Here is a 12,930-nt window from a genome sequence, read left to right as displayed (position 1 = left end):
CTACCGGACCATGCAAGGGCGCTTGTTGTCGAACTTCCAGCCGGGGATCAGGTGCTGCATGGCAATGGCGTCGTCACGCGCGCCCAGGCCGTGCTCCATGTACAGGGCGTTGGCGCGCTGCAGCGCGGCACGGTCCACGGTCACGCCCAGGCCGGGAGTCTTTGGCACTTCAACGAAGCCTCCCTTGATCTGCAGGGGTTGTTGCGTGAGGTACTGGCCGTCCTGCCAGATCCAGTGCGTGTCGATGGCCGTGACCTTGCCGGGCACGGCGGCAGCCACGTGGGTGAACATGGCCAGCGAGATGTCGAAGTGGTTGTTGGAGTGCGATCCCCAGGTCAGGCCCCAATCGCGGCAGGTCTGGCCCACGCGCACCGAGCCGGCCATGGTCCAGAAATGCGGGTCGGCCAGAGGGATGTCCACAGACTGCAGCGACAGCGCGTGCACCATCTGGCGCCAGTCGGTGGCAACCATGTTGGTGGCCGTGGGCAGGCCGGTGGCGCGGCGGAATTCAGCCATGACTTCGCGGCCCGAGAAGCCGCCTTCGGCGCCGCAGGGGTCTTCGGCATAGGCCAGCACACCGCGCATGTCACGCATCAGGCGTATGGCGTCCTTGAGCAGCCAGCCACCGTTGGGGTCCAGGGTGACGCGCGCGTCGGGGAAGCGCTTGGCCAGCGCGGTGACGGCCTCCACTTCCTGCTCGCCGGCCAGCACGCCCCCCTTGAGCTTGAAGTCGTTGAAACCGTAGCGCGCGTAGGCGGCTTCGGCCTGGCGCACGATGGTCTCGGGCGTCATGGCCGTCATGTGGCGCACCTGGGTCCAGTCGTCCGTGCCCAGCGTGTCTTCGCCGGCCTTGACGTAGTCCATGCCGGTCTTGTCACTGGGGCCCACGAAGAACAGGTACCCCAGCATTTCCACGCGGTCGCGCTGCTGGCCTTCGCCCAGCAGGGCGGCCACGGGCACACCCAGGTGCTGGCCCATCAGGTCCAGCAGGGCGGATTCGATGGCGGTCACGGCGTGCACGCCGATGCGCAGATCAAAGGTCTGCAGGCCACGGCCACCGGTGTCACGGCCTTCGAGGGATTTCTGCACCTCTTGCAGCAGCTGCAGATGCTGGCCGATGGAGCGGCCGATCAACACCTGCTTGCTGTCCTCCAGCGCCTGGCGAATGCCTTCGCCGCCCGGCACCTCGCCCACCCCCATGTGGCCCGCGCTGTCGTGCACCAGCGCGATGTTGCGGGTGAAATAGGGCGCGTGGGCACCACTGAGGTTCATGAGCATGCCGTCGCGGCCGGCGACGGGAATGACTTCGATGGCGGTGATGGTCGGGGTAGTGGACATAGGAAGGCTCTTCAACAGACGCGGAGGAAAAAGGGGATCACAGGGCGATCACTGCGCAGCAGACCAAGGCACTTCAGCCGCAGGCCGGCCCGTGGCGATGAACTGCTGCAGGTTGTGCAGCACCAGGTCGGCCATGGCACGGCGGGTTTCTTGCGTGCCGCTGGCGATGTGGGGGGCCAGCACCACGTTGTCCAGGGCCAGCAGGGCCGGCAGGGGGCGGGGCTCGTCCTCGAACACGTCCAGGCCCGCACCGGCGATGCGCTTGCTCTCCAGGGCATCGGCCAGGGCGGCTTCGTCGACCACGCTGCCACGTGCCACATTGACCAAAAAGCCCTGAGGGCCCAGGGCAGCCAGCACCTCGGCATTCACTAGGTGACGTGTGCCGTCACCGCCGGCCGCAGTGACGACCAGGATGTCGGCCCAGCGTGCCAGCTCCAGCAGCGAAGGCAGGTACCGGTGGGGCGAGCCATCGACGGGGCGGCGGTTGTAGTAGGCCACTTCTATATCGAAGCCAGAGGCCCGTCGCGCCACGGCGCTGCCGATGCGGCCCATGCCGAAGATGCCCAGGCGCTTGCCGCTGGCGCGCGTGCGGATGCCGAAGCGGCTCTGACTCCAGTCGCCACGGCGCACGAAGCGGTCGGATTCGCTGAGGCCACGCGTGGCGTCCAGCAGCAGGGCAAAAGCCAGGTCGGCCACACAATCGTCGAGCACGCCTGGCGTGTAGCCCACACGTGCGCCACGGCGCAGCAGGGCGTCCTTGTCGAGGGCGTCAAAACCCACGCCAAAGCTGCTCACGAACTTGAGGTTGGGCAAGGCGTCGACCACGCGCGCAGGCAGGCCCATGGCGGCCGAGGTGACCAGGTATTCGAACTGCGCACCGTGCTCGGCCAGGAAACGGTCGGGGTCGGTCTGCTCGGACAGCAGCGTCACCGCATAGGTCTGGGCCAGCTCGGCATCGAGCTGGGGTAGTGGCATCTTGCCGTATTGCAGAACGCGTGGTCGGGTGGTCGCCATGCTGGGAAATCCTTGGAATTTGCGGGAGCCTGAAGCCCGGTGGAAAGGGCCTGCCGGGTGGCAGGCCTGCGGAGATGGCCTGTGGGCCAACCCACATTTCTATCTCAGTGGCCCGTCGTGCGCGGGGTCCTCAAGGCCGTTTGCAACGGGCGCGGGCAGAGGTGGTGGGCACCGCGCACGGGCCGCCCCGCCCGGCTCCGGCGCAGCCAGGAAGGGCGAAGGGGCAAAGCGACGCAGGCGGTGCGGCATGTCAATCCGCCGTGATTTTTCTGGTCTGGATCAACTGCTTCCAGCGCTCGTTCTCCTGGGCCTGGAAGCGCGTGAATTCCTCGGGCGTGTTGCCCACGATTTCCAGCCCCTGATCCACAAAGCGCTTGCGGATATCGGGCTGCTGCAGGGCGGCAATGGCGGCCTTGGCCAGTCTGGCCTTGACATCGGCCGGCAGGCCCTTGGGAGCTGCCATGCCTTGCCACGAATAGACCTCGGCCCCTTTGACACCGGCCTCGGCCAGTGTGGGCACATCGGGCAGCACAGGTGAACGCTGGCTACCGGTCACGGCAATGGCACGCAGCTTGCCGCTGCGCAGATGGGACAGCACGGCGTTGACGTTCTGGAAGGAGAAATCCACCTGACCGCCCAGCAGATCGGTGATTGCCGGTGCTCCGCCCTTGTAGGGCACATGCACGGCTTCGGTACCCGTTTGCTGCCAGAACAGCTCGGCCGAAAGATGATCCGAGGAACCATTGCCGGAGCTTGCAAAACTGATCTTGCCGGGATTGGCCTTGAGCGCGGCAATCACCTCGCTCACGCTGCGAGCCTTTTGCGTCGGGCTGGCAACGAGCACATTGGGCGCCTGCACGGGAACGGTGATGTAGTCGAAATCCTTGCCGGCGTCATAGGGCACGTTCTTCACCATATGAGGGGTCACCACGAAAGGGCCCAGCGAGGCCACCAGCAAGGTGTAGCCATCGGCCGCTGCACGCTTGACGGCGCCCGCTCCGATGGTGCCCGTGGCGCCAGGGCGGTTTTCCACGACAAAGGGCTTGCCCAGTTGCTCGCCCATGCTCAGAGCCAGGGCACGCGCCACGGTGTCGGTGGAGCCACCAGCCGGGAACGGCACGATGATGTTGACGGGCTTGTCGGGAAAGTTGCCGGCCGCCTGGGCGGCCAGGGCCAGGGTGGCGCCCAGCGTGATCAGTATTTTTTTCATGCTTTGTCTCCTGAAGACGCGGGGCCCGGTTCTTGGTCTGACCCCTGCATCGGGTCTTACTGAGGGCCGAGCTTGTCGATCAGGACCTTGAGTTCTTCCATCTCGGCGGGCTTGAGGTCGGTCAGGGGCGCGCGCACGGGACCGGCATCGTGGCCGACCAGCTTGGCACCGGCCTTGATGATGCTCACGCCATAGCCTTCGACGCGGTTGCGGATCTTCAGATAGGGCATGAAGAATTCCTTGAGCAGCTTGTGCTGCGTGGCCTGGTCATCGATGCGCACGGCCTCGTAGAACTGCATCGCCGTCCTGGGGATGAAGTTGAAGACGGCAGAGGAGTACACGGGCGTTCCCAGAGCCTTGTAGGCAGCGGCATAGACTTCAGCGGTGGGCAGGCCACCCAGGTAGGCAAAACGGTCACCCATCTTCATGAAGATGGAGGACATGGTCTCGATATTGCCCAGGCCGTCCTTGAAGCCCACCAGGTTGGGGCAACGCTCGGCCAGGATGGCCAGGGATTCGGGCGTAAAGCGTGAGCGGTCGCGGTTGTAGACGATGACGCCGAACTTCACGCTCTTACAGACCTGCTCCACATGGGCGATCAGTCCTTCCTGGCCGGCTTCGGTCAGGTAATGAGGCATCAGCAAAATGCCGTGGGCGCCCAGTCGTTCGGCCTCTTGCGCATGGGCAATGGCGGTGCGGGTGGGGCCGCCGGCGCCAGCAATGATGGGCACCTTGCCGCGGCAGGTATCCACGGCGGTCTTGATGATCTGGCCGTACTCCTCGCCATACAGCGAGAAGTATTCGCCCGTTCCACCGGCGGCGAACAGGGCACTGGCGCCATAGGGAGCCAGCCATTCAAGGCGCGCGGCATAACCCTTGGCATTGAAGTTGCCCTGGGCGTCGAAGTCCGTCACGGGGAAGGACAGCAGGCCGGAGCTCATCACGTCTTTGAGGTGTTGGGGTGTCATGGTAATCCTTGAATAGAGGGGAGCAAAAAAGATCTGGCAGCTCAATCCAGCTGCAGTTGGGCGGCTTGCACCACGGCGCGCCAGCGCGCGCGCTCGGCGTTGAAGAATTTGTCGGTTTCGGCGGGCGTCATCGTGACGACCTCGGCCCCCTGGCCGGTCAGGCGAGACCGGACCTCGGTGGAGCGGATGGCAGCGAGCAGCACCTGGTTCACGCGCTGCACCACGGCTTCAGGCGTCTTGGCGGGCAACACCACGCCCTGCCAGGTGCCCGAGGCGAAACCCTGTGCGCCCTGCTCTGCCAACGTCGGCACATCGGCAATCAGTGGCATGCGGGTGTTCTTGGAAATGCCCAGCAGCTTGAGCTTGCCGCTTTGCACATGCGGATAGGTGGCCAGCATGCCGTTCATCAGCACCTGGGTCTGGCCTGCCACCGTGTCCTGCACCGACTGCACGCCGCCCTTGTAGGGCACGTACACCCATTTGGCGCCGGTGATGCGGGCCAGCTCCACGCCGGCCAGATGGGGGGCACTGCCCGATGCAGTGACGGCAAAGTTCAGGTCCTGCTTCTTGGACAGCTCCACCAGCTCCTTGAGATTGCTGGCCTGAACGGAGGGATGTACCACCAGCATATGAGGCGAATAAGCCAGCATGGCCGCACCACGCAGCGCCTTGGAAGGGTCGAAGCTGAGCTTGGTATAGATCGAGGGAGAGATGGCCAGTGCACCGAGATCGCACAGCAGCCAGGTATAGCCATCGGCCGGTGCACGTGCGACGAATTCAGCGCCCAGATTGCCATTGGCGCCGGGCTTGTTGTCGATCACCACGGTCTGCTTGAGCTCCTGGGAGATCAGCTGCCCGATTGAGCGCGCAATGATGTCGGAGCTGCCGCCGGGAGGATAGGGAACCACCAGACGAATGGGCTTGCTCGGCCAAGCATCGGCAGCCAGCAATGTGGACGACAGCAAACCGCTGGCCGCCAGGGCCAGCAGAGAGCGCAGAAAGTGCGAGCGTCGGACCATGGTGAAATGTCTCCTTGTTGTGGTCAGTCATCATACAACTAGGTATTTTTGAACGCCAAGACATTTCTTCTAAGGGTAAGCACGGGTCGCAGCCGGCCCCCAGTCTTTGGCTTGCGCCTATTCAATCTATGAAATTGGCTTCAAACCCAATACCAAAGCTCTCTTCAAGCTATCACTTTTAAGCTTTTCCAAGTGTTCGGCGCAGCGAAGACACAGTGGCAGCCGCATGCCGCAGGCAGCCAGCCGCTGCGGTCAGCCTCTTCCATCAAGCGCCCGCCCGGACCAGGCTCTCGGGGTCTCAGGGTCAGGACTCTGCGCTCAGGCTCAGGCGCTGGGCCAGGCGCAGACGCTCGCGCGAGTTGGTCAGATGGATGCGCATGGCGGCGCGGGCCGAATCGGCATCCTGGCGCGCGATGGCGGCATAGATCTCCTCGTGCTCACGGTTCACACGACGCAGATAGTCGGGGTCGCGTGCCGGCGTATGCATGGAGGAGATGCGATTGCGCGGAATCAGCAGCGTGCCGAAGTGCTGCAGGATGTCCTGGAAATACCGGTTGCCAGTGGCCTGCGCGATGCTCAGATGAAAGGCCAGATCGTGCTCGACAGTGTCGTGCCCCAGGGCGAAATGATGTTCGAACTCCTGCAGGGCCTCGCTCATGACCTGCAGATGGGCTTCGCTGCGGCGCTGGGCGGCCAGACCTGCAGCCTCGGTTTCCAGGCTGATGCGCAGCTCCAGCACGGCCAGCACGTCGACGGACTCGCTGAGCTCGCGCGCGCTGAGCATGGGGCTTGCGCTCTGGCGCGCCGGCAGCACGAAAGTGCCTATGCCATGGCGAGTCTCGACCAGCCCGGCAGCCTGCAATTTGGACAGCGCCTCGCGCACCACGGTGCGGCTGACGTCGTAGCTGCGCACGAGTTCGGACTCGGTGGGCAGCTTGTCGCCCTCATGCAGCAGGCCCTGGCGGATCTTGTGCTCGAACTCCTCGGACAACAGATTCGCCAGACTGCGGCTGCCCTTGCTGGTTTTGCTGCGCAGGGCGTACCCCTCCGTCAGCGGCAAAGACGGGGTTGATTGGGGTAATTCCGATGTCTGGGTACTCATAAGCCTGATGATAATGGCTTTCAGTTGTACGACAACATACCACACAAACTCCCTCTTTCAACTTCGGGCCGCAGCTCCTGCGCCGCATCAGTCATCTCAAGATGAGCACCTCTCACCAGATCCGCCACATCCGCATCACGCCGATTGCCTTCCGTGATCCGCCGCTGCTCAACGCCGCCGGCATTCACGAACCCTGGGCGCTGCGCTCCATCATCGAGATCGAAACCGCTTCCGGCCTGGTCGGCATCAACGAGAGCTATGGCGACCAGCCCATGCTGGATGCGCTGGCCAAGACCGCACCTGCCTTGGTCGGGCTCTCGCCCTGGGCGCTCAATGAAATGGAAGCCCGCGTCGCCGCCCTGGTCACTCCGCCCCAGCTCACGGCCTCGGAATTTCTGGGTCAGCAGGTCTCGCTGGCACCTGGCACCCATGTCTCCAAGACCGTGGCCAAGGTGGTCAGCGCCTTCGAAGTCGCCATGCTGGACTTGCAGGGCCAGATGGCCGGGGCACCCATCGTCGACCTGCTGGGCGGACCCGCACGCGACCGCGTGCCCTACTCCGCCTACCTTTTCTACAAGTACGCCGAGCATGTGGGCCAGCCCTACGCACCCGACGCCTGGGGCGAGGCCCTGACGCCGGCCCAGTTGGTGGCCCAGGCCCGGCGCATGATCGACCAGTACGGCTTCCAGAGCATCAAGCTCAAGGCCGGCACGCTGCCGCCCAAGCAGGAGGCTGCCGGCATCCTGGCGCTGGCCGAGGCCTTCCCTGGCACACCACTGCGCATTGACCCGAATGGCAACTGGACCGTGGAGACCAGCCTGAAGATCGTGCAGCAGTTGCGCGGCGTGCTCGAGTACTACGAGGACCCGGCACCAGGCCTGGACGGCATGGCCGCCGTGGCTCGCGAGTGCGATGTGCCCCTGGCCACGAATATGGTGGTGACGGACTTTGCCGAGTTCCGCCGCAACGCCGACATGGGCTGCCCCGTGAAGATCGTGCTCAGCGACCACCATTACTGGGGCGGCCTGCGCGCCACACAGCGCCTGTCCACGCTGTGCCGCACCTTCGACCTGGGCCTGTCCATGCACAGCAACTCCCATCTGGGCGTGAGCCTGGTGGCCATGACTCATCTGTGCGCCAGCGTGCCCCTGCTGACCTATGCCTGCGACACCCACTATCCGTGGCAGGACGAGGAAGTCGTCGAGGGCGGGCGCCTGCAGTTCGAGCAGGGCAGCCTGCGCGTGCCCACCACGCCCGGCCTGGGCGTGACCCTGGACCGCGCAGCCTTGGCCCGTCTGCACGACAACTATCTGCATTGCGGCATCCGCAACCGCGACGACCTTGGACAGATGCGCAAATACGACCCGGAATTCACCGGCAAGCAACCGCGCTTCTGAATTCCAGCCCCTGCACAGGAAGACCGAACAGAGCCCACATCCAGCCCAAGCCGAGCTGGTCCGATCGCACCCCTTTGCACAGCGCAAAAAGACGCTTTTCAACCGGAGACAACCATCATGCAACGCCGCACCCTGCTTCAATCCATCCTTGCCGCCAGCTCCCTGCTGCTGGGCGCATCCCTTGTCGCCGCACCCGCACTGGCACAAGGCAACTGGCCCACTGGCAAGCCCATCACCTATCTGGTGCCGTTCCCCCCCGGCGGCAATACCGACACCCTGGCACGCGTGATTGCGCAGCCGCTGAGCAAGGCCCTGGGCACGCCCGTGGTCATCGAGAACAAGGGCGGCGCCGGCGGCAGCGTGGGCTCGGCGCTGGCGGCACGCGCCCCGGCCGACGGCTACACCATTCTGGGCGGCACCATCAGCTCGCACGCCATCAATGTCAGCCTGTACTCCAAGCTGGACTACGACCCGATCAAGTCCTTCACGCCCGTCGCCATGCTCGGCTCCGGCCCTCTGGTGCTGGTGGTGCCCGCCTCCAGCCCCTACAAGACTCTGGCCGACGTACTGGCCGGCAGCAAGGCCAAGGCCTCGTCGGGCGGTCTGACCTCTGCCTCCCCGGGCAACGGCACCTCCAACCACATGGCGCTGGAACTGCTGGCCTACCAGAGCGGCGTGAAGTTCACCCATGTGCCCTACAAGGGCAGCGGCCCCGCCGTGCAGGATGTCATGGGAGGACAGGTGGACATGATGTTCGACACTGCCTTGGTCGTCGGCCCGCACATCCAGTCCGGCAAGCTGCGCCCCATCGCCGTGAGCAGCTCCAAGCGCCTGGAATCGCTGCCCGATGTACCCACGATTGCGGAAGCCGGCGAGAAGGGTTTCGACATGGGCTCCTGGCAGGCCGTTTTCGCCCCTGCAGGCACGCCCAAGCCCATCGTGGACCGCCTGCATGCCGAAATCCTGAAGATCGTCGCCACCCCCGAAGTCCAGGCCCGCCTCAAGAACTTCGGCATGCTGTCGTCGAACATGAGCACCGTCGAACTGGCCGATTATCAGAAGGCCGAAGTGAGCAAGTGGGCCAAGGTGATCAAGTCTGCTGGAATAAAGGCTGAGTAAATAAAGCACCCCCTGAGCGGCTTGCGCCGCTTCCCCCTCGTTGCACGGCGCCTCTCTACTTGCTTCGCAAGGGAGGGGGACGACACCCTCGGTACGGGGCGGCCCTTCCTCGGTGTCCATCGCCTTGGGCTGCGCCTGTTGCGTGGGCTGTGCCGCTTGCTTGGGCGGGCTGTGCCCAGCGGACAGCGATAAGAAACTGAAAAGACATTGTCATGAGTACCCCACTTCCGCTTTCCATCAGCATGCATCCGGCCGACAACGTAGCCATCGTGGCCAATGACGGGGGGTTGCCTGCGGGCACGGTGATGCCCGGGGGGATGGTGCTGGTCGACAAGGTACCGCAGGCGCACAAAGTGGCGCTGGTGGACATTCCCGAGGGCGGTGCGGTGCGCCGCTACAACGTGATCATCGGCTATGCGCTCAAGCCCATTGCCGCCGGCAGTTGGGTGCATGAGCGCTTGCTGCAGATGCCCGAGGCTCGCTCGCTTGAGGGCCTGCCCATCGCCACCGTCAAGCCGCCCGCGCTGGAGCCGCTGGCAGGCTATACCTTCGAGGGCTACCGCAATGCGGACGGCACGGTGGGCACGCGCAACATCCTGGCCATCACCACCACGGTGCAATGCGTGGCCGGGGTGCTCGACTTTGCGGTGCGCCGCATCAAGTCCGAGCTGCTGCCCCGCTACCCTCATGTGGACGACGTGGTGGGTCTGGAGCACAGCTACGGCTGCGGCGTGGCCATCGATGCCGTAGGAGCCGAGATACCGCAGCGCACGCTGCGCAATATCAGCCGCAACCCGAACTTCGGCGGCGAGGTCATGGTGGTCAGCCTGGGCTGTGAAAAGCTGCAACCCGAGCGCCTGCTGCCGCCGGGCAGCTTTCCCATCGTCGACGAGCGTGAAACCGAACTGGACGTGGTCTGTCTGCAGGACGAGGCCCATGTGGGCTTTATGTCCATGATCGACTCCATCATGCGCCAGGCCGAGCAGCATCTGCGCCGCCTCGACGCCCGCCGCCGCGAGACAGTGCCTGCCAGCGCCCTGGTGGTGGGAGTCCAATGCGGGGGCAGCGACGCCTTCAGCGGCGTCACCGCCAACCCGGCCGTGGGCTTTTGCACCGACCTGCTGGTACGCGCGGGCGCCACCGTGATGTTCAGCGAGGTGACCGAGGTGCGCGACGGCATCGACCAGCTCACATCACGCGCTGCAAGCCCCGAAGTGGCCGAAGCCATGATCGAGGAAATGGCCTGGTACGACGCCTACCTGGACAAGGGCAAGGTGGACCGCAGCGCCAACACCACGCCCGGCAATAAAAAAGGCGGATTGTCGAACATTGTTGAAAAGGCCATGGGCTCCATCATCAAGAGCGGGACAGCCCCCATCACCGGCGTGCTGTCGCCGGGTCAGCGGCTGGCCGATCGCGACATCAGTCAGGGCCTGGTCTATGCGGCCACGCCGGCCAGCGACTTCATCTGCGGCACGCTGCAGCTGGCAGCGGGCATGAACCTGCATGTCTTCACCACGGGCCGCGGCACGCCTTACGGTCTGGCTCAGGTGCCGGTGATCAAGGTGGCCACGCGCAGCGACCTGGCGCGCCGCTGGCACGATCTGATGGATATCAACGCCGGGCGCATTGCCGACGGCGAGGCCACGATCGAAGACATCGGCTGGGAAATGTTCAGGCTGATGCTCGATGTCGCCAGCGGCCGCAAAAAGACCTGGGCCGAGCATTGGCAGTTGCATAACGCGCTGGTGCTGTTCAACCCGGCTCCGGTGACCTGAATCCGTACGGCGCCCTCACCTCGAGAGCGCTCTCGAATCCAGAGCGCTTGGAAAAGCCGCCATCAGGGCACAGACAGAATCACCAGAAACGCTGCCATATGGCAGCGTTTCTGGTTTGCGCATGCTCCCTCAGCCCTGCATGGAGCCCGTCTTCAGATAGCGCTGATGCCAGGCATAAGCCTGATCGAGCAAATGTGGCGTGTGCTTGCCCGGTGCATCGCGCAGCGCGCGCTCCAGATACTCGCTCATCGCCGCCTTGTAGTCGGGGTGCACGCATTTCTCGATGATCAGACGTGCGCGCTGCACCGGTGCCAGGCCGCGCAGATCGGCCAGACCCTGCTCGGTCACGATGACCTGCACGTCATGCTCGGTGTGATCGACATGGGAGACCATGGGCACGATACAGCTGATCTTGCCGCCCTTGGCCGTGGAAGGTGTCATGAAGATCGACAGATAGGCGTTGCGCGCAAAGTCACCGCTGCCGCCAATGCCGTTCATGATGGACGAGCCCATGACATGCGTGCTGTTGACGTTGCCGTACATATCGGCCTCGATCAGCGCGTTCATCGAAATCAAACCCATGCGACGGATCAGCTCGGGGTGGTTCGATATCTCCTGCGGGCGCAGCATGATGCGCTGGCGGTAATAGTCGATATTGGCCAGAAAGCGCTCCATGGCCGCCGGGCTCAGCGCCAGCGAGGTGGTCGATGCGGTATCGAGCTTGCCCGACTCCAGCATGTCCAGCATGCCGTCCTGCAGCACCTCGGTATAGGCGTTCAGGTGGTCGAACGGGCCGTTGTTCAGTCCCGCCAGCACGGCGTTGGCGATATTGCCAACGCCCGACTGCAGCGGTAGCAACTCGGGCGGCAGGCGGCCCACTTTTACCTCGTTCTGCAAAAAATCGATGATGTTCTCGGCAATGCGCATGGAGCCCTCATCGGGTGCCGTGAACGCTGCCAGCCTGTCACGCTGGGCCGTTGGCACCACGGCAATCACCTTGCTCAGATCGCAATGCAGATAGGGCTCGCCAATGCGATCGAACGGATGCTCCATGAGTATGGGCTTGCGCTTTGGGGGCACGGCCGCACCGTAGTAAATGTCGTGCATGCCCTCGAGCTCGGCAGGCTGGGCGCTGTTGACTTCGAGAATGACTTTGTCGGCCTGTTCCAGCCAGGTCTTGTTGTTGCCCACCGAGGTCGATGGAATCAGGCGGCCATCGGGCAAAACACCCGCCACCTCGATCACCGCCACGTCAAGATGGCCGAGGAAGCCGAACCACACATGCTGCGCCACATGGGACAGATGGATGTCCACATACTGCATGCGCCCCTCGTTGATCTCCTTGCGCACCGTGGGGTCCGACTGGTAGGGCAGACGGCGTTCAATGCCATGCACCTTGGCCAGTGCGCCATCGAGTTCGGGTGAGGTCGAAGCTCCCGTCCATAGACTGATGCGGAAGTTTCCGCCATTGGCGTTCTGCGCTTCGATCCGGCGTGCCAATGCCTGAGGCACGGCCTTAGGTGCGCCAGCGGGTGTGAAGCCGCTCATGCCCAGTGTCATGCCGGATTGAATCAGGCCGGCGGCCTGGTCAGCCGTCATGATGCGTTCGCGCAAGACAGGGCAAAGCACGCGATCTGCAGGAGATGCGGTGGAAAAGGAAGTCTGCATGTAATGTGTCTCGTCCTGCCAGCCTTCTTGAAGAGGGATGGTATTTTTTTGTAGTTGAAGAGTTGCACTTTGACTGGTGCAAACCCGGATTGAACTACGACACACAGAGAGTCGCCAAGCGTAGTTGACTAGAGAAAACCCCGATGCGCTTTCTTGAAAGAAGCCAACGAAATTGGATTCATAACTCAAAAAAGTGAGCATCTATCGCTCACCGGATAAAGGATGAAAACTTGAAACCGCTGAAATCAACCACCATGGCAGAGTTGCCAGAATGCAGGCGGAAATTACAAAATATTTGCCTGTACTCACTGCCAGCA

At 63.8% G+C, this 12,930-nt stretch carries 10 protein-coding genes; 3 read left to right on the top strand and 7 right to left on the bottom strand.

The genetic code is table 11. From position 1 onward, the window contains the following. From QYQ99_RS12180 to QYQ99_RS12155, 6 genes are all read right to left on the bottom strand, one after another. A complete protein-coding gene (locus tag QYQ99_RS12180) occupies positions 1 to 1,338 on the bottom strand; it encodes an enolase C-terminal domain-like protein (RefSeq protein WP_302092877.1) in 1,338 nt (445 codons plus the stop codon). A 48-nt stretch (positions 1,339 to 1,386) separates the two neighbouring features. After that, on the bottom strand, positions 1,387 to 2,352 hold the full coding sequence (locus QYQ99_RS12175; protein WP_302092876.1) for a 2-hydroxyacid dehydrogenase: 966 nt from the start codon (positions 2,350 to 2,352) through the stop codon (positions 1,387 to 1,389). Positions 2,353 to 2,602: 250 nt separating this feature from the next. Next, on the bottom strand, positions 2,603 to 3,562 hold the full coding sequence (locus QYQ99_RS12170) for a Bug family tripartite tricarboxylate transporter substrate binding protein (protein ID WP_302092875.1): 960 nt from the start codon (positions 3,560 to 3,562) through the stop codon (positions 2,603 to 2,605). Positions 3,563 to 3,618: 56 nt separating this feature from the next. Next, positions 3,619 to 4,530, bottom strand: a complete 912-nt coding sequence (kdgD, locus tag QYQ99_RS12165; protein WP_302092874.1) for a 5-dehydro-4-deoxyglucarate dehydratase — start codon at positions 4,528 to 4,530, stop codon at positions 3,619 to 3,621. A gap of 41 nt (positions 4,531 to 4,571) precedes the next feature. Further along, on the bottom strand, positions 4,572 to 5,549 hold the full coding sequence (locus QYQ99_RS12160; protein WP_302092873.1) for a Bug family tripartite tricarboxylate transporter substrate binding protein: 978 nt from the start codon (positions 5,547 to 5,549) through the stop codon (positions 4,572 to 4,574). 304 nt (positions 5,550 to 5,853) lie between these two features. Beyond that, the gene (locus QYQ99_RS12155; RefSeq protein ID WP_302093162.1) at positions 5,854 to 6,609 is read right to left on the bottom strand and encodes a FadR/GntR family transcriptional regulator; all 756 of its coding nucleotides are present in this window, start codon (positions 6,607 to 6,609) and stop codon (positions 5,854 to 5,856) included. A gap of 143 nt (positions 6,610 to 6,752) precedes the next feature. On the opposite strand from QYQ99_RS12155, the gene QYQ99_RS12150 reads away from it, so the two are divergent. The 3 genes from QYQ99_RS12150 to garD all read left to right on the top strand — a co-directional run bounded on the left by QYQ99_RS12150 (position 6,753) and on the right by garD (position 10,945). Then, positions 6,753 to 8,048: a glucarate dehydratase family protein gene (locus QYQ99_RS12150; protein WP_302092872.1), complete on the top strand. Its 1,296-nt coding sequence runs from the start codon at positions 6,753 to 6,755 to the stop codon at positions 8,046 to 8,048. 117 nt (positions 8,049 to 8,165) lie between these two features. After that, positions 8,166 to 9,167, top strand: a complete 1,002-nt coding sequence (locus QYQ99_RS12145) for a Bug family tripartite tricarboxylate transporter substrate binding protein (protein ID WP_302092871.1) — start codon at positions 8,166 to 8,168, stop codon at positions 9,165 to 9,167. A gap of 212 nt (positions 9,168 to 9,379) precedes the next feature. Continuing rightward, positions 9,380 to 10,945, top strand: coding sequence for a galactarate dehydratase (garD, locus tag QYQ99_RS12140; protein ID WP_302092870.1), 1,566 nt, complete (start codon positions 9,380 to 9,382; stop codon positions 10,943 to 10,945). 129 nt (positions 10,946 to 11,074) lie between these two features. Here the strand turns inward: garD and QYQ99_RS12135 are convergent, their stop codons facing one another. Continuing rightward, complete coding sequence (locus QYQ99_RS12135) at positions 11,075 to 12,613, bottom strand: acetyl-CoA hydrolase/transferase family protein (protein ID WP_302092869.1); 1,539 nt, start codon at positions 12,611 to 12,613, stop codon at positions 11,075 to 11,077. Positions 12,614 to 12,930: the final 317 nt, after the last annotated feature.

The organism is Comamonas testosteroni, assembly GCF_030505195.1.
Taxonomy (GTDB): Bacteria; Pseudomonadota; Gammaproteobacteria; order Burkholderiales; family Burkholderiaceae_C; genus Comamonas; species Comamonas testosteroni_G.
Note: the sequence above shows the minus strand (reverse complement) of the source record. Positions and strands in the feature narration are given on the sequence as shown.

Bases quoted from the DNA above. Each gene is read 5' to 3' on its own strand.
- QYQ99_RS12170 (WP_302092875.1), bottom strand. From the start codon at position 3,562: ATGAAAAAAATACTGATCACGCTGGGCGCCACCCTGGCCCTGGCCGCC.
- QYQ99_RS12135 (WP_302092869.1), bottom strand. From the start codon at position 12,613: ATGCAGACTTCCTTTTCCACCGCATCTCCTGCAGATCGCGTGCTTTGC.
- QYQ99_RS12150 (WP_302092872.1), top strand. From the start codon at position 6,753: ATGAGCACCTCTCACCAGATCCGCCACATCCGCATCACGCCGATTGCC.
- QYQ99_RS12145 (WP_302092871.1), top strand. From the start codon at position 8,166: ATGCAACGCCGCACCCTGCTTCAATCCATCCTTGCCGCCAGCTCCCTG.
- QYQ99_RS12180 (WP_302092877.1), bottom strand. From the start codon at position 1,338: ATGTCCACTACCCCGACCATCACCGCCATCGAAGTCATTCCCGTCGCC.
- QYQ99_RS12175 (WP_302092876.1), bottom strand. From the start codon at position 2,352: ATGGCGACCACCCGACCACGCGTTCTGCAATACGGCAAGATGCCACTA.
- kdgD (WP_302092874.1), bottom strand. From the start codon at position 4,530: ATGACACCCCAACACCTCAAAGACGTGATGAGCTCCGGCCTGCTGTCC.
- QYQ99_RS12160 (WP_302092873.1), bottom strand. From the start codon at position 5,549: ATGGTCCGACGCTCGCACTTTCTGCGCTCTCTGCTGGCCCTGGCGGCC.
- garD (WP_302092870.1), top strand. From the start codon at position 9,380: ATGAGTACCCCACTTCCGCTTTCCATCAGCATGCATCCGGCCGACAAC.